General features: G+C 62.8%; 18 protein-coding genes. 13 read left to right on the forward strand and 5 right to left on the reverse strand.

All coding sequences use genetic code 11. The annotated features are described in order from the left end of the window. The first annotated feature begins 27 nt into the window (after positions 1 to 27). The 6 genes from V3H56_RS09570 to V3H56_RS09595 all read left to right on the forward strand — a co-directional run bounded on the left by V3H56_RS09570 (position 28) and on the right by V3H56_RS09595 (position 10562). Entirely contained in the window at positions 28 to 1755 is a 1728-nt protein-coding gene (locus tag V3H56_RS09570) for an autotransporter assembly complex family protein (protein ID WP_047737277.1), read from the forward strand. Next, positions 1752 to 5438 (forward strand): translocation/assembly module TamB domain-containing protein, encoded by a 3687-nt coding sequence (locus tag V3H56_RS09575; RefSeq protein ID WP_338474524.1) that lies wholly within the window; start codon positions 1752 to 1754, stop codon positions 5436 to 5438. The genes V3H56_RS09570 and V3H56_RS09575 overlap by 4 nt, the downstream gene beginning before the upstream one ends. Positions 5439 to 5663: 225 nt before the next feature. Next, the gene (locus tag V3H56_RS09580; RefSeq protein ID WP_047737273.1) at positions 5664 to 6137 is read left to right on the forward strand and encodes a MarR family transcriptional regulator; all 474 of its coding nucleotides are present in this window, start codon (positions 5664 to 5666) and stop codon (positions 6135 to 6137) included. Next, positions 6134 to 7600, forward strand: coding sequence for an efflux transporter outer membrane subunit (locus V3H56_RS09585; protein WP_042731775.1), 1467 nt, complete (start codon positions 6134 to 6136; stop codon positions 7598 to 7600). The genes V3H56_RS09580 and V3H56_RS09585 overlap by 4 nt, the downstream gene beginning before the upstream one ends. A gap of 15 nt (positions 7601 to 7615) precedes the next feature. Further along, on the forward strand, positions 7616 to 8818 hold the full coding sequence (locus V3H56_RS09590) for an HlyD family efflux transporter periplasmic adaptor subunit (protein WP_042731774.1): 1203 nt from the start codon (positions 7616 to 7618) through the stop codon (positions 8816 to 8818). A gap of 214 nt (positions 8819 to 9032) precedes the next feature. Then, positions 9033 to 10562: a DHA2 family efflux MFS transporter permease subunit gene (locus tag V3H56_RS09595; protein WP_042731773.1), complete on the forward strand. Its 1530-nt coding sequence runs from the start codon at positions 9033 to 9035 to the stop codon at positions 10560 to 10562. Positions 10563 to 10711: 149 nt separating this feature from the next. Here V3H56_RS09595 and lpxH read toward each other — a convergent pair whose 3' ends face one another. Together lpxH and V3H56_RS09605 are read right to left on the reverse strand one after the other, a co-directional pair. Further along, positions 10712 to 11467 carry a UDP-2,3-diacylglucosamine diphosphatase gene (lpxH, locus tag V3H56_RS09600; protein ID WP_338474525.1) on the reverse strand — a complete coding sequence of 252 codons (756 nt, stop codon included), beginning with the start codon at positions 11465 to 11467 and terminating at the stop codon, positions 10712 to 10714. Next, a complete protein-coding gene (locus V3H56_RS09605) occupies positions 11464 to 11967 on the reverse strand; it encodes a peptidylprolyl isomerase (RefSeq protein ID WP_042732373.1) in 504 nt (167 codons plus the stop codon). The genes lpxH and V3H56_RS09605 overlap by 4 nt, the downstream gene beginning before the upstream one ends. 249 nt (positions 11968 to 12216) lie before the next feature. On the opposite strand from V3H56_RS09605, the gene V3H56_RS09610 reads away from it, so the two are divergent. The 3 genes from V3H56_RS09610 (at position 12217) to V3H56_RS09620 (ending at position 15976) form a co-directional block, all read left to right on the forward strand. Further along, entirely contained in the window at positions 12217 to 13914 is a 1698-nt protein-coding gene (locus V3H56_RS09610) for a glutamine--tRNA ligase/YqeY domain fusion protein (protein ID WP_042732374.1), read from the forward strand. Positions 13915 to 13935: 21 nt separating this feature from the next. Continuing rightward, positions 13936 to 15318 (forward strand): cysteine--tRNA ligase, encoded by a 1383-nt coding sequence (cysS, locus tag V3H56_RS09615; RefSeq protein ID WP_042732375.1) that lies wholly within the window; start codon positions 13936 to 13938, stop codon positions 15316 to 15318. Positions 15319 to 15520: 202 nt separating this feature from the next. Further along, the gene (locus V3H56_RS09620; RefSeq protein ID WP_338474526.1) at positions 15521 to 15976 is read left to right on the forward strand and encodes a DUF2214 family protein; all 456 of its coding nucleotides are present in this window, start codon (positions 15521 to 15523) and stop codon (positions 15974 to 15976) included. A gap of 196 nt (positions 15977 to 16172) precedes the next feature. Here V3H56_RS09620 and csrA read toward each other — a convergent pair whose 3' ends face one another. Then, positions 16173 to 16367 carry a carbon storage regulator CsrA gene (csrA, locus tag V3H56_RS09625; protein WP_003179932.1) on the reverse strand — a complete coding sequence of 65 codons (195 nt, stop codon included), beginning with the start codon at positions 16365 to 16367 and terminating at the stop codon, positions 16173 to 16175. Positions 16368 to 16627: 260 nt separating this feature from the next. Between csrA and V3H56_RS09630 the strand changes: the two genes are divergently transcribed. Next, positions 16628 to 16993 carry a hypothetical protein gene (locus V3H56_RS09630; RefSeq protein ID WP_047737264.1) on the forward strand — a complete coding sequence of 122 codons (366 nt, stop codon included), beginning with the start codon at positions 16628 to 16630 and terminating at the stop codon, positions 16991 to 16993. A 136-nt stretch (positions 16994 to 17129) separates the two neighbouring features. On the opposite strand, the gene V3H56_RS09635 is transcribed toward V3H56_RS09630, so the two are convergent. Together V3H56_RS09635 and V3H56_RS09640 are read right to left on the reverse strand one after the other, a co-directional pair. Next, positions 17130 to 17819 (reverse strand): endonuclease I family protein, encoded by a 690-nt coding sequence (locus V3H56_RS09635; protein WP_042730059.1) that lies wholly within the window; start codon positions 17817 to 17819, stop codon positions 17130 to 17132. A 5-nt stretch (positions 17820 to 17824) separates the two neighbouring features. Next, positions 17825 to 18103 carry a DUF1654 domain-containing protein gene (locus tag V3H56_RS09640; RefSeq protein ID WP_042730074.1) on the reverse strand — a complete coding sequence of 93 codons (279 nt, stop codon included), beginning with the start codon at positions 18101 to 18103 and terminating at the stop codon, positions 17825 to 17827. A 283-nt stretch (positions 18104 to 18386) separates the two neighbouring features. On the opposite strand from V3H56_RS09640, the gene V3H56_RS09645 reads away from it, so the two are divergent. Genes V3H56_RS09645 through V3H56_RS09655 form a run of 3 tightly spaced genes read left to right on the forward strand, consistent with a single transcriptional unit; the run spans position 18387 to position 21927 of the window. Next, entirely contained in the window at positions 18387 to 19343 is a 957-nt protein-coding gene (locus tag V3H56_RS09645) for a sugar ABC transporter substrate-binding protein (protein ID WP_042730060.1), read from the forward strand. 56 nt (positions 19344 to 19399) lie between these two features. After that, entirely contained in the window at positions 19400 to 20953 is a 1554-nt protein-coding gene (locus tag V3H56_RS09650) for a sugar ABC transporter ATP-binding protein (protein WP_123578675.1), read from the forward strand. Then, entirely contained in the window at positions 20950 to 21927 is a 978-nt protein-coding gene (locus V3H56_RS09655; RefSeq protein WP_047737261.1) for an ABC transporter permease, read from the forward strand. The genes V3H56_RS09650 and V3H56_RS09655 overlap by 4 nt, the downstream gene beginning before the upstream one ends. Positions 21928 to 21929: the final 2 nt, after the last annotated feature.

The raw sequence follows: 21929 nt of genomic DNA on the forward strand, positions 1-21929 counted from the left end.
TCCCAAGCCCGTGATAGCATCCGCGCCATGAATGTTTCAGGAAGAATGACCAGCGGCGTGCTCATGCTGTCCCTCAGCTGCGCGGCGCTGGCGAACAGTGAACTGGAGGTACGGGTCAAGCCGGCCAACGACGCACTCAAGGCCAACGTAGAAGGTTACATCGGTGGGGTGGGCGATCGCGACGAAGAGGCGCTGTTGCGCTTCAGCCGCGGCGCCGAGGAGCAGGCCCGCAAGGCTGCCCAGGCGCTGGGCTACTACCAGCCGCAGATCGACAGCGAGGTCAAGGGCGGCAAGGACCCGCGCCTGGTCCTGAGCATTGACCCTGGCGAACCGGTGCATCTGCGCAACGTGACCCTGCGCGTCGAGGGCCCGGCGGCGTCCCTCAAGGCGTTTCGCCTGCCGGACGATCCCGGCCTCAAGCCCGGTGCGGTGCTCAACCACGGCCGTTACGAAGACGCCAAGCGACTGATCCAGAACCAGGCCTCGCGCTACGGTTTTTTCAGTGGGCGATTCACTCGCCAGCAATTGTCCGTGGACCCCCAGGCCGGTATCGCCGACATCGAATTGATCTACGACAGCGGCCCGCGTTACGCCCTGGGCCCGGTGAATTTCGAGGGCGATACGCCGTTCGACGAAGACCTGCTGCGGCGCATGGTGCCGTTCAAGGCGGGCACCCCCTACGACTCCGAACTCATTGCCGAGCTCAACCAGGCCTTGCAGTCGAGCGGCTACTTCGAAGGCGTGCGGGTCGACGCGGCACCGACCGCGGCCACCGATAACGTGATCCCGGTGGCGGTCAAGCTCGACACCCGCAAGCCCCGTACCATGGGCTTGGGCCTGGGGTTTTCCACCGACGTCGGCCCGCGGGCCAAGGCCAACTGGACGCGTCACTGGGTCAACCCCCAGGGCCACAGTTATGGCTGGGAGGCCGAAGTCTCGGCGCCCCGACAGAACGTCGGCCTATGGTACGACGTGCCGCTTGACCCACCGCTGACCGACAAGCTGCGCTACGCCGGCGGCTACCAGTACGAAGAGTTGGCCGGCACCGACACCCTCAGCAAGCTGCTGACCGTCGGCCCGGAATGGCACAGCAAGTTGCCCAGCGGCTGGCAACGGGTGGTGTCGCTCAAATGGCAGCGCGAGGAATACCGCCTCGGCGACGATTCGGGCTTGAGCACGTTGCTGATGCCGGGCGTCAGCTATTCCTACCTGCGCAGCGACAACCGCATCGACCCGCACAACGGCTACCGCTTGCAGTTCGACACCAAGGTCGCCAAGGAAGGGCTGGGTTCGGACAACAACCTCGTCTACGGCACCGCCATGGTCAAGGGTCTGACCACCGTGTTCGATAAGCACCGCCTGCTGGCCCGCGCCCAGGTCGGGGGCAGCGCGACCAATGGCTACAAATCCATCCCGCCGTCCCTGCGCTTTTTTGCCGGCGGCGACCAGAGCGTGCGTGGCTACGACTACCAGAGCCTGTCGCCGGAGAACGCCGAGGGTGATCGCATCGGCGGCCGCTACATGGTGGCCGGCAGTCTCGAATACCAGTATTCGGTCGCAGAGAAATGGCGGGTGGCGACCTTCGTCGACCAGGGCAATTCGTTCAACAATCTTGAATTGCCAAGCCTCAAGACCGGCGTGGGTATCGGTGTGCGCTGGGTGTCGCCGGTGGGCCCGATCCGCCTCGATCTGGCCCATGCGCTGGACGATGAGGGTGGCATTCGTTTGCACTTTTCCATGGGGCCCGAATTGTGAGTCGTGGTTTGAAGGTAACGCTGCTGGCGTTGGGTACGCTGCTGGCCGTGGTGGTATTGGCGCTGGGCCTTATCCTGGGCAGCGCATTCGGCAGCCGCTGGGCCCTTGGCCTGGTGCCAGGGCTGAGCGTGGACAATTTCCAGGGGCGCCTTGGCGGGCAATGGAGCGCCGATCATCTGCTATGGCAACAGGACAGCAGTCGGATAGAAGTCGATGGGCTGATCTTCGCCTGGTCGCCGCTGTGCCTGACCCGTCTGACCTTGTGCATCGAACGGCTCAAGGCCGATCAGATCAGCCTGCAATTTCCGCCTTCCGCCGATGAGCCGAGCAGCGGTCCGATCAGCTTGCCCGACCTGGACTTGCCGGTGGCCATCGAACTGGGAGAGGTGCAGGTCGCTCGCCTGCTGTTCAATGGCAGCGAGCAGCTCAAGGGCTTGCAATTGGCGGCCCATTGGACGGCCGAGGGCTTGCGGATCGACTCGCTGCAACTGCAACGCGACGCACTGAGCCTACAGCTTTCCGGTCTGCTGAAACCCGGCGCGGACTGGCCGCTGAAGGCCGCCGGCCAGTTGACGCTGCCCGCACCGGGGGACGTGCCCTGGACCCTGGACTTGAACGTCGATGGCGACCTGCTCAAGACGCTCAACCTCAGCGCTGACAGCCGCGGTTACCTGCAAGGCCGTCTGGTGGGCGAGCTGCAACCCTTGGCCGACCACCTGCCGGCCAAGGTGCGCATCACCGCCGACGGCTTCAAGGCGAGCGCCGACCTGCCGGACACCCTGGTGCTCAATCAGCTCGAGTTGACCGGCGAGGGCGACCTGGACACCGGTTACCAACTGCTCGGCAAGGCGATCCTGCCGGCCGAGAAAGGCCCCGTGGCGTTGCTGCTGCAAGGCAAGGTGGACGCCAAAGGCGCGCAGATCGCCGCCCTAGACCTGGACGCTGGCGAGCAGCAGAGCCTCAAGCTCAGCGGCCAGGTGGACTGGCGCGAGGGCCTGAGCGCCGACGCCAAGATCGCCTGGCTGGATTTCCCCTGGCATCGGCTTTACCCGCTGATCGATGAGCCACAAGTGAGCGTGCGCCGCTTCGACGGCGAAGTCTCGTACACCGATGGCAACTACCTCGGCCATTTCCAGGCCGCATTGGATGGGCCCGCCGGCGCCTTCAGCCTGGGCAGCCCGTTCAGCGGCGACCTGACCCAGATCCATTTGCCGCAACTTGAGCTCACCGCCGGCCAGGGCAAGGCCGAAGGGCACCTGGACCTGCAATTTGCCGAGGGTATTGCCTGGGACACGGCCCTGGCGTTGTCGGCCATCAACCCGGCGTACTGGCTCGGCGAATTGCCCGGCACCCTGGCGGGGCCGTTGCGCAGCAAGGGGTCGATCAACAACGGCACCCTCAACCTCGACGCGGACCTGGACCTCAAGGGCAAGCTGCGCGGTCAACCGGCGCTGTTCCAGGCCCGGGCCAGCGGCGCCGGCGAACAATGGAACCTCAGCGCGCTGGACATCCGCCTGGGGGACAACCGCATCAACGGCAGCGCCAGCCTGCAACAGACGCTCACCGGCCAGGTCGACATCAAGCTCGCGCGCCTGGCCCAGCTCTGGCCGCAATTACGCGGCCAGGTCATGGGGCGCGTCGACGTCGCGGGGACACTCAAGGCCCCTCAGGGCAAGCTCGGCCTGCAAGGCACCCAACTGGCGTTTCAGGACAACCATCTTCAACGTCTGAACCTGGACGCAACCCTGGACAAAGCGCAGCGAGGCAAGGTCGACCTCAAGGCCAGTGGCATTCGCGCCGGCGACACGGCGCTGGGTGTGCTGACCGTCAGCGGGCAGGGTGATATCAAGCAACAGACACTCACCCTGGACTTGCAGGGGCCACAGCTCGACACGACATTGGCGCTGGATGGCCGGCTCGACCAGGGCAACTGGCGCGGACGCCTGGCCAGCGGCGACGTCCAGGCCGGCGGCCAGGCCTGGCGCCTGCAAGCCCCGGCGAAACTGGAGCGCCTGGCCAACGGTACGCTCAACGTGGGCGCCCATTGCTGGCGTTCCGGCCAGGCCAGCCTGTGTGGTGAAGACCAGCGGCTGATGCCGGAGCCGAAGCTGCGCTATCACCTCAAGCAGTTCCCCATCGAAAGCCTGGCCCAGTGGATGCCCAAGGATTTCGCCTGGAAGGGCCAGCTCAATGCCGACCTGCAACTGGACCTGCCGGCCAGCGGCCCGAACGGGCGGATCCTGGTGGACGCCAGTGGCGGCACGTTGCGCATCCGCGACAAGGAACACGAGCAGGCGCCGTGGCTGGACTTCCCCTACCAGACCCTGACCCTGGACAGCCGCCTGACCTCCAAGCGCATCGACACCCAACTGAATTTCGTCGGCGCCCGGCTCGGCGAGCTGATGCTCCAGGCGCAGATCAACCCGCTGCCGGCCAGCAAACCCCTCAGCGGTTCGTTCCGCCTGACCGGCCTGGACCTGTCCGTGGCCCGGCCATTCGTGCCGATGGTGCAAACCCTCACCGGCCACCTGAACGGCAGCGGGACCTTGTCCGGAGGCTTGCTGGCGCCCCAGGTCAACGGCAACCTGGTGCTCAGCGACGGCGAAGTGTCCGGGCCTCAACTGCCGGTCAGCCTCGAAGCCCTGCAGGTGCGCGCGATGATCGCCGGCGACACAATGCGGCTCAACGGTGACTGGAAAAGCGGCAAGGACGGGCAGGGCAGCCTGACCGGGGACATCGGCTGGGGCGAGGCCTTGAGCATGAACCTGGCGCTCAAGGGCTCGCATTTGCCGGTCACGGTCGAGCCGTACGCGGTGCTGGACGTGGCGCCGGACCTTGACATCACCCTGCAGGGCGAACGGCTGGCCATTGCCGGCAAGGTCCTGGTACCCAAGGGCGAGATCACCATCCGCGAACTGCCACCTTCCACCGTCAAGGTCTCGGACGACACGGTGATCGTTGGGCACCAGACCGAGGAGGGCAAGCCGCCGATGGCCATGGCGATGGATATCGACGTGATTGTCGGCCAGGACAAACTCGCGTTTGCAGGCTTCGGCCTGACCGCCAACGTCCAGGGCCAGGTGCACATCGGCGACAACATGGACACCCGCGGCGAACTCTGGCTCAACGACGGTCGCTACCGGGCCTATGGGCAACGGCTGACGGTCCGTCGCGCGCGCCTGCTGTTCGCTGGGCCTATCGACCAGCCTTACCTGGACATCGAGGCAATCCGCCAGACCGACGATGTGATCGCCGGCATCCGCTTGAGCGGCAGCGCCGAGCAGCCGACTACGCAGATCTTCTCGGAACCGGCCATGAGCCAGGAACAGGCGCTGTCCTATCTGGTGCTGGGTCGGCCGCTGAGCACCACGGGCGAGGACAACAACATGCTCGCCCAAGCGGCGCTGGGTCTGGGCCTGATGGGCAGTGCCGGGGTGACCACCAGCCTGGCCAACAACCTGGGCATCAGTGATTTCCAACTCGACACCCAGGGCAGCGGCGATACCACCAGTGTGGTCGCCAGCGGCAACCTGTCGGAAAAACTCAGCCTGCGCTACGGCGTCGGCGTGTTCGAACCGGCCAACACCATCGCCTTGCGTTACAAGCTCAGCAAAAAGGTCTACCTCGAAGCCGCCAGTGGGGTCGCCAGCTCCCTGGACATCTTCTACAAGCGCGATTTCTAACCGTTCCCCAAAACCTCAATGTGGGAGCGGGCTTGCTCGCGAAGAGGGTGAATCAGCTGATGAAGATGTTGGCTGACCCACCGCATTCGCGAGCAAGCCCGCTCCCACATTTTGTTTCTGTGCCTGCCCTCATGAATAGCAAGCTAACTATTTTATTTGACATTTGCTGCCTAAGCAGTAATATCTCGACATACATTCACTGCCTAGGCAGCAAACGGTGCTCAGATGAAGCATTTCACCCCAGACGAATTCCACAAGTGCCATCTCGGCATGCTGCTCGGACGCGCCGCGCTGCTCAAGGATCGGATCATCGATACCCACATGGAACCCGTCGGCATCACGGCCGCGCAGTTCAAGGTGTTGATCATCATGGCCCAGCACGGCATCGACACACCCGCCGAGCTGTGTCGCTACCTGTCCCTGGACAGCGGTTCGATGACCCGCATGCTCGATCGCTTGCAACAGAAAGGTTTCCTCGCTCGTCAACGTTCGGTGGATGATCGGCGGCAAGTGCTGCTGGTGCTGACCGACGCCGGCCAGGCCCTGGCGGATCGGCTGCCGGTGATCGGTGCCGACGCCATGAACCAGTTGGCCAGCGTCATCAGCCGCGAGGAGCTGCAAACCCTCGAACAGATTCTCAAGAAAATTCTGCTTGCCGCCGGTGATCCCATCACCGTGTTGCGATTGGGGGACAAATGAAGCGTAAGACCTTGCGTACCCGCCTGAGCCTGGTGCTGCTCGCCATGAGCCTGGCCGGTTGCGCCAGCTATAGCGGCCTGAAGACCGAAGGCGTCAGCCTTGAGGCCCAGAGCCTCAAGGCCGGGCAATCGCTGAACGGTGTCAAGTTGTCGCCGGCCGCATGGCCGAAAAACGATTGGTGGAAAAGCCTGGGCGACCCGCAGCTCGACGGCCTGATCCGTGAAGCCTTGCGCGACAGCCCGGACATGCAGATCGCCAGCGCCCGGGTGCATCAGGCCAGTGCCGCCGCCTACGCCGCCAATGCGGCGCGCCTGCCCACCCTGGATGCCAGCGGCGGTGTCAGCCGTTCGCGTCTGTCCCGCGACGAGGACCCGGCGGGCGAGGGCGGTGCCTACAGCACCTTGCGCACGCTGGGGGTTAACTTCAATTACACCTTCGATCTCTGGGGTGGCCAACGGGCCGCCTGGGAAGCCGCGCTGGGCCAGGCCCGTGCCGCCGAGATCGACCGCCAGGCAGCGCAACTGACCCTGGCCGCCGATGTGGCCCGGGCCTACAGCGACCTGGGCCAAGCCCACATCATTCGTGACCTGGCGGCCGAAGACCTCAAGCGCACCCGGCAGATGCTCGACCTGAGCAAGCGCCGTCTCAACGCCGGGATCGACAGCGAGTACCAGTTCCAGCAGACCGAAAGCCTGGAGGCCAGCGCCGATGCGACCTTGATCGACGCTGAGAAACGCCTGCAAAGCGCCAAGATCGCCTTGGCGGTGCTGTTGGGCAAAGGCCCGGACCGGGGCAGCGAAATCGCCCGGCCCAACGTGCTGCAATCGAGCGCGGTCGCCTTGCCGTCAAACCTGCCGGCCGAGTTGCTGGGCCGTCGCCCCGACCTGGTGGCCGCCCGTTGGCGGGTCGAAGCGGCGAGCAAGGACATCGAGGCCGGCAAGACCAACTTCTACCCCAACCTCAACCTGAGCGCGGCGGCGGGGGTGCGGTCACTGTTGGGCGATGCGATGTTCGGCTCGCCCAGCCGTTTCTTCAACGTGGCGCCGACGGTCTCGCTGCCGATCTTCGATGGCGGGCGCCTGCGGGCTGACCTGGATGCCCGGGACGCCGACTACGACCTGGCGGTGGCGCAGTACAACAAAAGCCTGGTCCAGGCCCTGGGGGATGTCAGCGACACCATCAACCAGCTGCGTGACATCGCCCGCCAGATTGGCGCCCAGCAACATGCCACTGATATCGCCCAAAGCTCATACGACACCGTGGTCCAGCGCTACGGCTCGGGCATCGGCAATTACCTGGACGTGCTGAGCATCGAGCAGCAATTGCTCCAGGCCCAACGTCAATTGGCGAACCTGAATGCCGAGCAGATCGACCTGTCGATCCAGCTGATGCAGGCCCTGGGCGGTGGTTTCGAACCCCAGGCCCTGGCTGCGGCCACACCGGCCTCTGCGCCGAATAACTGATTCGAGGGACTTGTCATGGCCACTGCCGACACTACGCAACCTACCCAAAACCCGCAGGACAGCGGCAACCCGCGCAAGCGCAAGGTCATGTTGCTGGCCCTCGCGGTCATCGTCATCCTCTGCGGCCTGGGCGTCTGGGCCTGGCACGAGCTGTACGGGCGCTGGAACGAAAGCACCGACGATGCCTATGTGAACGGCAACGTGGTGGAAATCACGCCGCAGGTCACCGGCACCGTGGTGAGCATCGGCGCCGACGACGGTGACCTGGTGCGCGAAGGCCAGATTCTGGTGCAATTCGACCCGAACGATGCCGAAGTCGGGCTGCAGAGTGCCCAGGCCAACCTGGCCCGCACCGTGCGCCAGGTGCGTGGCTTGTACAGCAACGTCGACGGCATGCGCGCACAGGTCAATGCCCAGGAAGCCGAGGTGCAGAAAGCCCAGGAGAACTACAACCGGCGCCGCAACCTGGCGGCCGGCGGGGCGATCTCCCAGGAAGAACTCTCCCACGCCCGGGACGACCTGACCTCGGCGCAAAATGCCCTGGCCAATGCCCGGCAGCAACTCAAGACCACCAGCGCCCTGGTGGATGACACCGTGGTGTCGTCCCATCCCGACGTGCAGTCCGCCGCCGCGCAACTGCGCCAGGCCTTCCTCGCCAACGCCCGCAGCACCTTGATCGCACCGGTCACCGGCTACGTCGCCAAGCGTACCGTGCAGTTGGGGCAGCGGGTGCAGCCGGGGACGGCGTTGATGGCGGTGATCCCGCTGGACCAGTTGTGGATCGATGCGAACTTCAAGGAAACCCAACTGCGTGATATGCGCATTGGCCAACCCGTGGAGATCGAGACCGACCTTTACGGCAGCGACGTGAAATACAGCGGCACGATCGACAGCCTCGGTGCCGGGACCGGCAGCGCGTTTGCCCTGTTGCCGGCGCAGAACGCCACGGGTAACTGGATCAAGATCGTCCAGCGGGTGCCGGTGCGCATTCATGTCAATGCCCAGGAACTGAGCGAGCATCCCTTGCGGATCGGCTTGTCGACCCTGGTCAACGTCAACCTGCACGACCAGAGCGGCCCGGTCCTGGCTCAACAGCCTCCGCAGAAGGCCACCTTCAGCACCCAGGTCTACGACCGCCAACTGGCCGATGCCGACGCGATGATTGCCCGGCTGATCCACGAGAACAGCGCCGCGGCAAGCAAGACGGTACAGCGTTAGCCCTTGATGGCGCGCTCCCACGGGCAATTGCAGTGAACACCGATCCTGCGAGCGCCCGGGCCCAATGTGGGAGTGGGCTCGCTCGCGAATGCGCAGTTTCAGGCAGCAATTATTGAATGTGGAATCGCCTTCGCGGGCAAGCCTGCTCCCACAGGTTCTGTATCTGTGTCTTGAGTTGGACGATTCCGCCACCTTCGCTTCATAGGGTTTCGTAATGAGCAATAACGCGTCCTTCACACCGCCCAGCCTGTTGCTCAGTACCATCGGGCTGTCGCTGGCGACGTTCATGCAAGTGCTCGACACCACCATCGCCAACGTGGCCTTGCCGACCATTTCCGGCAACCTGGGCGTCAGCTCGGAGCAGGGCACGTGGGTGATCACCTCGTTCGCGGTGAGCAACGCCATCGCGCTGCCGTTGACCGGTTGGTTGAGCCGCCGGTTTGGCGAGGTGAAGCTGTTCCTGTGGGCGACGATGCTGTTCGTGCTCGCTTCCTTTCTATGCGGTATCTCCACCTCGATGCCCGAGCTGATCGGCTTCCGCGTGCTCCAGGGGCTGGTGGCCGGGCCGTTGTATCCGATGACCCAGACCTTGCTGATTGCCGTGTACCCGCCGGCCAGGCGGGGCATGGCCCTGGCGTTGCTGGCGATGGTCACGGTGGTGGCGCCCATCGCCGGTCCGATCCTGGGCGGCTGGATCACCGACAGCTACAGTTGGCCGTGGATTTTCTTCATCAACGTCCCCATCGGTGTTTTCGCGGCGATGGTGGTGCAGCAGCAGCTCAAGGCGCGTCCGGTGGTCACCAGTCGCCAGCCGATGGACTACGTCGGGTTGATCACGCTGATCATCGGGGTCGGCGCGCTCCAGGTGATCCTCGACAAGGGCAACGACCTGGACTGGTTCGAGTCGAACTTCATCATCATTGGCGCGTTGATTTCGGTGATCGCCCTGGCGGTGTTCGTGATCTGGGAAATGACCGACCGCCATCCGGTGGTCAACCTGCGGCTGTTCGCCTATCGCAACTTCCGTATCGGCACCATCGTGCTGGTGGGTGGCTACGCCGGGTTCTTCGGCATCAACCTGATCCTGCCGCAGTGGCTGCAGACCCAGATGGGCTACACCGCCACCTGGGCCGGGCTGGCGGTGGCGCCCATCGGTATCCTGCCGGTGCTGATGTCGCCCTTCGTCGGCAAGTACGCCCACAAGTTCGACCTGCGCCTGTTGGCCGGGCTGGCGTTCCTGGCCATCGGCCTGAGCTGCTTCATGCGGGCAGGCTTCAACAACGAAGTGGACTTCCAGCACATCGCCCTGGTGCAGTTGTTCATGGGCATCGGCGTGGCGTTGTTCTTCATGCCGACGCTGAGCATCCTGATGTCGGACCTGCCGCCGCACCAGATTGCCGATGGCGCCGGGTTGGCGACGTTCCTGCGGACCCTGGGCGGCAGCTTTGCGGCGTCGCTCACCACCTGGATCTGGATCCGTCGGGCCGACATGCATCATGCCTACCTGAGCGAGAACATCAGCACGTTCGAACCCAGTACCCGCGAGGCCCTCAACCAGCTCGGCGGCGCGAGCGCGCCGGCGTATGCCCAGCTCGATCAGATTCTTACCAGTCAGGCGTACATGCTCTCCACCGTGGATTACTTCACGTTGTTGGGGTGGGCGTTCATGGGGTTGATTGTGTTGGTGTGGTTGGCGAAGCCGCCGTTTGCGGCGAAGGCGGGGCCGGCTTCGGCGGGACATTGATCCGCAAGTGAAACGCGATCTCAAGTGTGGAGATGCTATTCACTTGAAATCATTGTGGCAAGGGAGCTTGCTCCCGCTGGGCTGCGCAGCAGCCCCTTTGTGAGTGCTTCGCACTCAAGCGGGAGCAAGCTCCCTCGCCACAGGGGCATTCAGGTTGGGTCAGGTGCTGGTAGTTGCGGCGGCGGGGCAAACCCGAACGGCGCCAACGCAAACCCCTGTTCATCCACCTGCAGCGCCCAGCCTTGCTTGTCCCAGTCCCCCAGCACGATGCGTCTCGCTGCATGTTCGCCGAGTTGCAGCTTGTGGATGGCGGGGCGGTGGGTGTGGCCGTGGATCAGGGTCTGTACGCCGTACTGCTGCATGATCCGCGGGATTTCTTCAGGCGTGACGTCGACGATGTCATTGGCCTTCATCCGTGTCTGTGCCCGGCTTTCGCTGCGCAGTTTACGCGCCAGTTTCTGCCGGCTGCCCAAGGGCAGGTGGCGCAGGATGAACAGCGTGACCGGGTTGCGCAGCCAGCGCCGCAGCTTCATGTAGCCTTCATCGCGGGTGCACAGGCTGTCGCCATGCATCAGCAGCACCGGCTCGCCGTTGAACTGCACGACACTCGGGTCCTTGACCAGGGTGCAACCAGCGGCCTTGCAGAAGGCCTGCCCCAGCATGAAATCGCGATTGCCGTGCATCAGGAAGATGGCCGTGCCGCTGTCGCTCAATGCGCGCAGGGCCTGGCAGATGGAGCGCTGGAACGGGGTCATGGCATCGTCGCCGATCCAGGCTTCGAAAAAATCGCCCAGGATGTACAACGCTTGCGCCGAGCGGGCGCGGGTGGCGAGTAAATCCAGAAACGCCCGGGTGATGTCCGGGCGCTCCTCTTCCAGATGCAAATCTGAAATCAGTAGTATCACTCAATGATCTCGGCTTTCTCGATGATCACGTCTTCTGCCGGGACGTCCTGGTGGCCAGCTTTGGACGTGGTGGAAACGCCCTTGATGCTGTCGACCACGTCGGTGCCTTCGATCACTTCACCGAACACGGCATAGCCCCAGCCCTGTACGGTCTTGGCGCTGTGGTTGAGGAAGCTGTTGTCAGCCACGTTGATGAAGAACTGCGCGGAGGCCGAATGCGGCTCCATGGTGCGGGCCATGGCAATGCTGTACTTCTTGTTCGGCAGGCCGTTGTCGGCTTCGTTCTGGATGCTTGGGCGCTTGTCTTTCTTTTCCTTCATGCCCGGCTCGAAACCGCCGCCCTGGATCATGAAGTTGCCGATGACGCGGTGGAAGACGGTGTTGGTGTAGTGACCGGCCTGGACATACTCGATGAAGTTGGCGACGGTCAGCGGCGCCTTTTCTTTGTTCAGTTGCAGAACGATGTCACCGTGGTTGGTGGTCAGTTTGACTTTGCTCATGATCGCTACTCTTTCTAGGAATTCTTGGGTTTTGGGGCCGTGAGGCCCGCAACCGGTCTGGCTATGATCGGCCAGGCTGGGCAGTTTAGCCTGCCAGGCACGAATTTCGAGGCTGTTTTTCATCGGGTCGTCGATTAAATTCAATCGTTTGCCGGCCTGGCCTGTCAGGTGCTTGACAGCATCGGCTATGATACGGGCTTTGATTTATCAGGCCGCACCCGGCCGCGCACTTGTCTGTTCAAGGATCCTATGAGCAAGCCCACTGTCGACCCTACCTCGAATTCCAAGACCGGCCCGGCCGTGCCGGTCAATTTCCTGCGCCCGATCATCCAGGCGGACCTGGATTCGGGTAAGCACACACAGATCGTCACCCGTTTCCCGCCGGAACCCAACGGCTACCTGCACATCGGCCATGCCAAGTCGATCTGCGTGAACTTTGGCCTGGCCGAGGAGTTCGGTGGCGTCACGCACCTGCGTTTCGACGACACCAACCCGGCCAAGGAAGACCAGGAATACATCGACGCGATCGAAAGCGACGTCAAGTGGCTGGGCTTCCAATGGTCCGGTGAAGTGCGCTATGCCTCGCAGTATTTCGACCAACTGCACGACTGGGCGGTGGAGCTGATCAAGGCCGGCAACGCCTATGTCTGCGACCTGACCCCCGAGCAGGCCAAGGAATACCGTGGCAGTCTGACCGAGCCGGGCAAGAACAGTCCGTTCCGTGACCGCAGCGTGGAAGAGAACCTCGACCTGTTCGCCCGCATGCGCGCCGGTGAGTTCCCGGACGGTGCGCGGGTGTTGCGCGCCAAGATCGACATGGCCTCGCCGAACATGAACCTGCGCGACCCGATCATGTATCGCATCCGCCACGCCCATCACCACCAGACCGGTGACAAGTGGTGCATCTACCCCAACTATGACTTCACCCACGGCCAGTCGGACGCCATCGAAGGCATTACCCATTCGATCTGCACCCTGGAATTCGAAAGCCATCGTCCGCTGTACGAGTGGTTCCTCGAGCACCTGCCCGTGCCAGCCAACCCGCGCCAGTACGAATTCAGCCGCCTGAACCTGAACTACACCATCACCAGCAAGCGCAAGCTCAAGCAACTGGTGGACGAGAAGCACGTCAACGGCTGGGACGACCCGCGCATGTCGACGCTGTCGGGCTTCCGGCGTCGTGGCTACACGCCGAAATCGATCCGCAATTTCTGCGAGATGGTCGGCACCAACCGTTCCGACGGCGTGGTGGACTTCGGCATGCTGGAGTTCAGCATCCGTGACGACCTCGACCACAGCGCCCCGCGCGCCATGTGCGTGCTGCGCCCGCTGAAGGTGGTGATCACCAATTACCCGGAAGGCCAGGTCGAGAACCTCGAGCTGCCGTGCCATCCGAAAGAGGACATGGGCGTGCGCGTCCTGCCGTTCGCCCGGGAGATCTACATCGACCGCGACGACTTCATGGAAGAGCCGCCAAAGGGCTACAAGCGCCTGGAACCAGCCGGTGAAGTGCGTCTGCGCGGCAGCTACGTGATCCGCGCCGACGAAGCCATCAAGGATGCCGATGGCAACATCGTCGAGCTGCGCTGCTCCTATGACCCGGACACCCTGGGCAAGAACCCGGAAGGGCGCAAGGTCAAGGGCGTGATCCACTGGGTGCCGGCTGCCGCCAGCGTCGAGTGCGAAGTGCGCCTGTACGATCGCCTGTTCCGTTCACCGAACCCGGAGAAGGCCGAAGACAGCGCCAGCTTCCTGGACAACATCAACCCTGACTCCCTGCAAGTACTCACCGGTTGTCGTGCCGAGCCATCGCTGGGCAACGCACAGCCGGAAGACCGTTTCCAGTTCGAGCGCGAAGGTTACTTCTGCGCGGATATCAAGGACTCAAAACCCGGTCGTCCGGTCTTCAACCGTACCGTGACCTTGCGTGATTCCTGGGGTCAGTGATCAAGTCTTAAGGGAAACCCTGTGCTAACGATCTACAACACGCTCACCAAGAGCAAAGAAGTCTTCAAGCCGCTGGATGGCAACAAGGTGCGCATGTACGTCTGCGGGATGACCGTGTACGACTACTGCCACCTTGGGCATGGCCGCAGCATGGTCGCCTTCGACCTGGTAACCCGCTGGCTGCGCTACAGCGGTTATGACCTGACCTATGTGCGCAACATCACCGACATCGAAGACAAGATCATCAATCGGGCCCGCGAGAACGGCGAGCCCTACGATGCGTTGACCGCCCGCATGATCGAGGCCATGCACGAGGACGAGGCGCGCCTCAATATTCTCAAGCCGGACCTGGAGCCTCGTGCCACGGATCACATTCCCGGCATGCTGGCGATGATCCAGACCCTGATCGACAAGGGCTATGCCTACGCAGCGGGCAATGGCGACGTGTATTACCGCGTTGCCAAGTTCATGGGCTACGGCAAGTTGTCGCGCAAGAAAATCGAAGACCTGCGCATCGGCGCACGCATCGAGGTCGGCGAGTCGAAAGAAGACCCGCTGGATTTCGTGCTGTGGAAAGCCGCCAAGCCGGGTGAGCCGAGCTGGGAATCGCCGTGGGGCGCCGGGCGTCCGGGCTGGCACATCGAGTGCTCGGTGATGTCCACCTGCTGCCTGGGCGAGACCTTCGATATCCATGGCGGCGGCAGCGACCTGGAGTTCCCGCACCACGAGAACGAGATCGCCCAGAGCGAAGCGGCTTCCGGCAAGACCTACGCCAACGCGTGGATGCATTGCGGCATGATCCGGATCAACGGCGAGAAGATGTCCAAGTCCTTGAACAACTTCTTCACCATCCGCGACGTGCTCGACAAGTACCACCCCGAGGTCGTGCGTTACCTGCTGGTGTCCAGTCACTACCGCAGCGCCATCAACTATTCGGAAGACAACCTCAAGGACGCCAAGGGCGCCCTGGAGCGTTTCTACCATGCGTTGAAAGGCCTGCCGAGTGTACCGGCTGCTGGTGGCGAAGCCTACGTGGCGCGGTTTACCGAAGTGATGAACGACGACTTCGGCACACCGGAAGCCTGTGCGGTGCTGTTTGAAATGGTGCGTGAGATCAACCGCCTGCGCGAGAGCGATCTCAATGCGGCGGCGGGCCTGGCGGCACGCCTGAAGGAACTGGCCAATGTGCTGGGGGTGTTGCAGCTCGAGGCGGATGACTTCCTCCAGGCCGGTGCCGAAGGCCGCGTGGACGCCGCCGAGGTCGAGGCATTGATCCAGGCGCGCCTGACCGCGCGGGCCAACAAGGACTGGGCCGAATCCGACCGTATCCGCGATCAGCTCACCGCCATGGGCGTGGTGCTGGAAGACGGGAAGGGCGGCACGACCTGGCGTCTGGCCGACTAAAATCTTTTAGCGTTCGCAATACCCCTGTGGGAGCGGGCTTGCTCGCGAATGCGGTGTATCAGTGAGTGATTTGTTGACTGATACGCCGCATTCGCGAGCAAGCCCGCTCCCACAGTTTTTTTGCATGCCAACCCTGGCAATCATTGTTTTATGAGCTAGTACTGTCAGGTCGACCCGACGTTCACTGATAGGCGCCTCTCTCATGTTGGCTCATTGGTCTCTCGCGGCAATTCATCTCCTGGCCTTCGCCCTTGGCTTCTGGGCGGTGCTGACGCGCGGCACGGCACTGCGGCGCGTGGCGGATGGCGCGGACGCGGTTCGCAACGTGCTGGTGGCGGATAACGTGTGGGGCGTGTCGGCGCTGGTGCTGTTGGTGACCGGGGGGATGCGGGCGTTCGCGGGGTTCGAAAAAGGCTCGGACTACTACCTGCATCAACCGCTGTTTCACCTGAAGATGACGCTGTTGCTGCTGATCCTGTTGCTGGAAATCGCGCCAATGATCGCCCTGGTCAAATGGCGCATAGCCTTGGGCAAGGGCGTGGCTGTCGATCCGTCACGGGCTGGCCGGTTTGCCCGGGTCAGCCACCTCGAAGCCTTGCTGCTGGTCTTGATGGTGGTGGCGGCCACCGGCATGGCGCGGGGTGTGAGCCTGGGCTGAGCTGCCACGCGCGCCTGCTTCACCGCCATTAAAACGAAACGTCTGACAGCCAGGCTACGAGCCATGCCATTAGTATCGGTTCACGGGCTGGACGACAATCAAGAGGCGGGGTGGATCGGGGTAAGGCTCGATCGGCCGGAATCTTTAGCCAGCCATTGCGGCGAGCAAACGGGCTGGCTACGGACTGCTGCAAGGCTCAGGGCGTTTGCGGCTTGTCGGGGGCGGTGAGGCCTGCCTGAATACGTTGGTAGATCTCTTCGCGGTGTACCGCGACGTTTTTCGGGGCGTTGATGCCGATCCGGACTTGTTGGCCGCTAACGCCCAGAATGGTGATCGTGATGTCGTCACCAATGTTTATGCTTTCACCGACTTTGCGGGTGAGTATCAGCATGGTGTTCTCCTTGATTGCTTTATAGGGCACCTGATTCAGACAGTGCAGATGTCGGTACTGCTTATAGATTAGTGCTAAGTGTCACAACGTGGGTGCCTCTTTCTGACGTGCAGACGCAGCATTAATTCCCAGAGTGAATTCCCAGGGTGCGACTATACAGAGACGTCGGGCAGGATTCTCGTGTTTTGAGCGTCGTTCGCGGGGTTCTTGCTGGATGTGAGTGTTAAAATCCGTGCCTCATGTCTTCCAGGGGAAACGTTGTGCGCAAATTGGCTTGGGTTATCGCGGTATTGATGCTGGCTGGGTGTGGTGAAGGGCGTGACGCCGAGGCACCGAAGCCCAAACCCGCCGCGACCTCCGCGCCGGCTGCCGCTGCCGCGCCGCAATGGGCGGTCGAGGTTCGAGGCGAGACCCCGCAAGCGATCAGCGACCTGACCGGGTGGCTCATCGAGCACAGCTTCATGTCGACCGTGGTGCGGGAAAATGGCAAGGAGCGAGTGCTGGTCGGCCCATTCAACTCCAAGGCCGACGCTGAAGCAGGTCAGGAGAAAATCACCGCTGCCCTGGTCCGGGCGAAAAAGCGCAACATCGAGACCCTGGTGGTGGATTACCCGACGGCCCAATAATCGGGCAGCACCCCATCAACGGTGGGCGCGAGCTTGCTCGCGAAAGCGTCGGATCAGTCAGCATTGATGTTGGCTGATATACCGCCATCGCGAGAAAGCTCGCTCCCACAGCCGATTGTGTTTTCACTCGGGTGAGTCAGCCGCAGGCCTTGAGGTCCACCGGCCCGACGAACTCGTTACCGTGCCCCATGACGCACGCCACACTCTGGTTGCGTTGGCGTTCCCAGCTTTCGACCGGGTAGGTCTTGTCCCAGGCTTCGTACAGGCGTCTGTCCTGTTTCGACAAGCGCAGGCCGTACTGCTTGCTCATGTAGAAGTAGGTGCGGGCGATCATGCCGCGAATGGACGGGCGGGGCATGACCTTCTTGGCCTTGAAATCCACCTGGGTCAGGCACGAACCGTATTGGCCCTTCTGCACCGGCAGCCAGCCGAAGCTGAAATTGTTCCGGTCGCCATTCACTTCGCCAATGCTCGGCACCAGGTTATGCAGGTCGGCCTCGGCCCGTTGATAGACCGGGTCGTAGCGGGTGCATTGTTTGCGGCCGCCTTCCTGCCAGCATTGGCGCTGATGGCCGATCTGCCACGCCGGAACAATGTGCTCCCACTCGATGCGCGCGGCGCGGCTGGCATTCTTGCGCGGCACGTAGCCGCAAGCCGCCAGGTTCACGCGATTGCCGGTGTACTTGCAGCCGCAGTAGAACTCGGTGGATTGCGGCGCGTAGAGTTTCCAGGCGATTTTCTTGGCTTCGTTGAAGGTGCGCGGCGCAGCGGCCTGTGCCCCCATCGCGGCGAAAGCCAGCAATAAAGCAAAACAGCGAACACTCATCACGCTCAATCTTCCTTCGGCACAACCCAGAAAACCTGCACACCGCCATCGTCGCGATAGGCGAGGGTCACGTTGTCGTTCTCGTCGATTTCTTCCAGCAGGCGTTCCCACTCATCCACCGGCTCATCGGGAAGACGGAAGATCAGGGCGGCCTTGGCTTTTTGAGCGGTGGGACCGTTGATGATTTTCGAGACGCGAAGGGCGAGTCGTGCGTAGGCGTCTAAAGGGGAAGTTGCAGCGGAGGGCGGGGCCACAGGATTATCCTTATTAAGCTGTACGTGCATACAGTATTTAACCGTAGGCATTTACGCAACTACTTAAAATTCAAGAAAATCGTCTGACAGCGCTTTTGGCGTTTTGATGTAGGAGGAGAATTTTTATTTGCAGACGCGACAGATAAAGCCGACCGCTGTACCTTCAACCGATGGCCTCGGCCGGGCACTCGATCGCGCCTATCGCGACGTTGACAAATCAGCAAACCCTTACCATAGTTCACTTCACGCAAACGTTTGCGCGGCGTTCCGTGCAATGATTTGCCCACAATAATCATAAGATCGGAGTGAACCCATGAAGTTGCCATTCGCTGGACGTCTCCTCGCTGTCGCCATGCTCGCGGCCGCATCCGCTGCGCTGCCTCTCTCCTCGGCATTTGCCCAGACCGCTGAAAAACCCAAGGTCGCTTTGGTCATGAAATCCCTGGCCAACGAGTTCTTCCTCACCATGGAAGACGGCGCCAAGGCCTATCAGAAGGAACACTCCGCCGATTTCGAGTTGATCTCCAACGGGATCAAGGATGAAACCGACACAGCCAACCAGATCCGTATCGTCGAGCAGATGATCGTGTCCAAGGTCGATGCACTGGTCATCGCACCCGCCGATTCCAAGGCGATGGTGCCGGTGATCAAGAAAGCCGTCGACGCCGGTATCACCGTCATCAACATCGATAACCAACTCGACCCCGCCGTGGTCAAGAGCAAGAACATCAACGTGCCGTTCGTAGGCCCGGACAACCGCAAGGGCGCCCGCCTGGTCGGTGAATACCTGGCCAAGCAGCTCAAGGCCGGTGACGAAGTCGGCATCATCGAAGGTGTTTCCACCACCACCAACGCCCAGGCGCGCACCGCAGGCTTCAAGGACGCGATGGAAGCGGCGCAGATCAAGGTCGTGTCACTGCAATCGGGCGACTGGGAAATCAACAAGGGCAACCAGGTGGCCGCTTCGATGCTCAGCGAATACCCGGACATCAAGGCGCTGCTGGCCGGCAACGACAGCATGGCGGTCGGCGCCGTCTCGGCCGTGCGCGCGGCGGGCAAGGCGGGCAAGGTCCAAGTGGTCGGCTACGACAACATCAATGCCATCAAGCCGATGCTCAAGGACGGTCGCGTCCTGGCCACGGCCGACCAGTTCGCTGCCAAGCAGGCGGTGTTCGGCATCGAGACGGCCCTGAAGATGCTCAAGGGCGAGAAAGTCGACAGCGGTGCCAATGGCGTGATCGAAACGCCGGTCGAGCTGGTTACGAAGTAATCATCCTGGCGATGTAGCGGTGCTCGCCCATCCGGGCGAGCGCATGGAGAGTCTTTATGTCCGTTTTTGACCCGAACGCTGTCCTGTCTGTCAGCGGCATCGGTAAAACCTATGCCCAGCCAGTACTGACCGGCATCGACCTGACGTTGATGCGCGGGGAAGTGTTGGCGCTGACCGGTGAAAATGGCGCCGGCAAAAGCACCTTGTCCAAGATCATCGGCGGGCTGGTGACGCCGACGACCGGGCAGATGCAATTTCTGGGGCAGGACTATCGTCCCGGCAGCCGTACCCAGGCGGAAGAGTTGGGCGTACGCATGGTGATGCAGGAGCTCAACCTGCTGCCGACCCTTTCCGTGGCGGAGAACCTGTTTCTCGACAATTTGCCCAGTTGCGGTGGCTGGATCAGCCGCAAGCAATTGCGCAAGGCAGCCATCGAGGCCATGGCCCAAGTGGGGCTTGATGCGATCGATCCGGACACGCCGGTGGGTGAGTTGGGCATCGGCCACCAGCAGATGGTCGAGATCGCCCGCAACCTGATCGGCGATTGCCGTGTGCTGATTCTCGATGAGCCGACCGCCATGCTGACGGCGCGGGAAGTCGAGATGCTGTTCGAACAGATCACCCGCCTGCAGGCTCGGGGCGTGTCGATCATCTACATTTCCCATCGCCTCGAAGAACTGGCACGGGTGGCCCAGCGCATCGCGGTGTTGCGTGACGGCAACCTGGTCTGCGTCGAGCCGATGGCCAACTACAACAGTGAGCAACTGGTGACCCTGATGGTCGGCCGGGAGCTGGGCGAGCATATCGACCTGGGCCCCCGCCAGATCGGTGCGCCGGCACTGACGGTCAAGGGCCTGACCCGTTCCGACAAAGTCCGCGATGTGTCCTTCGAAGTGCGCAGCGGCGAGATCTTCGGCATCTCCGGCCTGATCGGGGCCGGGCGTACCGAGCTGTTGCGGTTGATCTTCGGTGCCGATATCGCCGACAGCGGCAGCGTGGCGCTGGGTTCGCCAGCCAAGGCGGTGAGCATTCGCTCCCCGGCCGATGCGGTGGCCCACGGTATCGCGCTGATCACCGAAGACCGCAAGGGCGAAGGCCTGCTGCTGACTCAATCCATCGCCGCCAACATCGCGCTGGGCAACATGCCGGAGATTTCCAGTGCCGGCGTCGTCAATGGCGATGCAGAGCTGGGCCTTGCGCAGCGGCAGATCGATGCCATGCGCATCCGCAGTTCCAGCCCCACGCAATTGGTGTCCGAGCTGTCGGGCGGCAATCAACAGAAGGTGGTGATCGGCCGCTGGCTCGAACGCGACTGTTCGGTGCTGCTGTTCGACGAGCCAACCCGTGGCATCGACGTGGGTGCCAAGTTCGACATTTATGCGTTGCTCGGTGAACTGACTCGCCAGGGCAAGGCGCTGGTCGTGGTGTCCAGTGACCTGCGCGAGCTGATGCTGATCTGCGACCGGATCGGCGTGCTCTCCGCCGGGCGCCTGATCGACACCTTCGAGCGCGACAGCTGGACCCAGGATGACTTGCTGGCGGCCGCGTTCGCCGGCTACCAGAAACGTGATGCGTTGCTCAACGAGGCAGCGCCTAGGGAACTCTCATGAAAACCGTATCCGCCGTCGGTAAATCGAGTGGCAACTTCTATGGCCTGGGCACTTACCTGGGCCTGGCCGGCGCGTTGCTGGCGATGGTCGCGCTGTTCTCGACCCTGAGCAGCCATTTCCTGTCGTACGACACCTTCAGTACCCTGGCTAACCAGATTCCCGACCTCATGGTGCTGGCGGTCGGCATGACGTTCATTTTGATCATCGGCGGCATCGACCTGTCGGTGGGGTCGGTGCTGGCGCTGGCGGCCTCGACCGTCAGCGTGGCCGTCCTCGGCTGGGGCTGGAGCGTCTGGCCGTCGGCCTTGCTCGGCATGGCCGTGGCGGCGCTGGCGGGCACGGTCACCGGCTCGATTACCGTGGCATGGCGGATCCCGTCGTTCATCGTCTCCCTCGGCGTGCTGGAAATGGCCCGGGGCCTGGCGTACCAGATGACCGGCTCGCGAACCGCCTACATCGGCGATTCCTTCGCCTGGCTGTCCAATCCGATTGCCTTCGGCATTTCCCCTTCGTTCATCATCGCCTTGCTGGTGATCTTCATTGCCCAGGCCGTGTTGACCCGCACGGTGTTCGGTCGCTACCTGATCGGCATCGGCACCAACGAAGAGGCCGTGCGCCTGGCGGGCATCAATCCAAAGCCCTACAAGATTCTGGTGTTCAGCCTCATGGGCCTGCTTGCGGGTGTTGCGGCGCTGTTCCAGATTTCGCGCCTGGAAGCCGCAGACCCGAACGCCGGTTCCGGGCTCGAATTGCAGGTGATCGCGGCGGTGGTGATCGGCGGCACCAGTCTGATGGGCGGGCGTGGCTCGGTCATCAGCACCTTCTTTGGCGTGCTGATCATCTCGGTGCTCGCGGCAGGCCTGGCGCAGATCGGCGCCAGCGAGCCGACCAAGCGCATCATCACCGGTGCGGTGATCGTGGTGGCGGTCGTGCTCGATACCTACCGCAGCCATCGCGCCAGTCGGCGAGGCTGAAC

This window comes from Pseudomonas sp. MS646 (genome assembly GCF_036693845.1).
Lineage (GTDB): Bacteria > Pseudomonadota > Gammaproteobacteria > Pseudomonadales > Pseudomonadaceae > Aquipseudomonas > Aquipseudomonas chlororaphis_E.

What these genes read in the sequence shown, in the direction of transcription:
- V3H56_RS09570 (WP_047737277.1), top strand. Translation starts at nt 28, where the DNA reads ATGAATGTTTCAGGAAGAATGACCAGCGGCGTGCTCATGCTGTCCCTC.
- V3H56_RS09580 (WP_047737273.1), top strand. Translation starts at nt 5,664, where the DNA reads ATGAAGCATTTCACCCCAGACGAATTCCACAAGTGCCATCTCGGCATG.
- V3H56_RS09585 (WP_042731775.1), top strand. Translation starts at nt 6,134, where the DNA reads ATGAAGCGTAAGACCTTGCGTACCCGCCTGAGCCTGGTGCTGCTCGCC.
- V3H56_RS09590 (WP_042731774.1), top strand. Translation starts at nt 7,616, where the DNA reads ATGGCCACTGCCGACACTACGCAACCTACCCAAAACCCGCAGGACAGC.
- V3H56_RS09595 (WP_042731773.1), top strand. Translation starts at nt 9,033, where the DNA reads ATGAGCAATAACGCGTCCTTCACACCGCCCAGCCTGTTGCTCAGTACC.
- V3H56_RS09605 (WP_042732373.1), bottom strand. Translation starts at nt 11,967, where the DNA reads ATGAGCAAAGTCAAACTGACCACCAACCACGGTGACATCGTTCTGCAA.
- V3H56_RS09610 (WP_042732374.1), top strand. Translation starts at nt 12,217, where the DNA reads ATGAGCAAGCCCACTGTCGACCCTACCTCGAATTCCAAGACCGGCCCG.
- V3H56_RS09620 (WP_338474526.1), top strand. Translation starts at nt 15,521, where the DNA reads ATGTTGGCTCATTGGTCTCTCGCGGCAATTCATCTCCTGGCCTTCGCC.
- csrA (WP_003179932.1), bottom strand. Translation starts at nt 16,367, where the DNA reads ATGCTGATACTCACCCGCAAAGTCGGTGAAAGCATAAACATTGGTGAC.
- V3H56_RS09635 (WP_042730059.1), bottom strand. Translation starts at nt 17,819, where the DNA reads ATGAGTGTTCGCTGTTTTGCTTTATTGCTGGCTTTCGCCGCGATGGGG.
- V3H56_RS09640 (WP_042730074.1), bottom strand. Translation starts at nt 18,103, where the DNA reads ATGCACGTACAGCTTAATAAGGATAATCCTGTGGCCCCGCCCTCCGCT.
- V3H56_RS09645 (WP_042730060.1), top strand. Translation starts at nt 18,387, where the DNA reads ATGAAGTTGCCATTCGCTGGACGTCTCCTCGCTGTCGCCATGCTCGCG.
- V3H56_RS09650 (WP_123578675.1), top strand. Translation starts at nt 19,400, where the DNA reads ATGTCCGTTTTTGACCCGAACGCTGTCCTGTCTGTCAGCGGCATCGGT.
- V3H56_RS09655 (WP_047737261.1), top strand. Translation starts at nt 20,950, where the DNA reads ATGAAAACCGTATCCGCCGTCGGTAAATCGAGTGGCAACTTCTATGGC.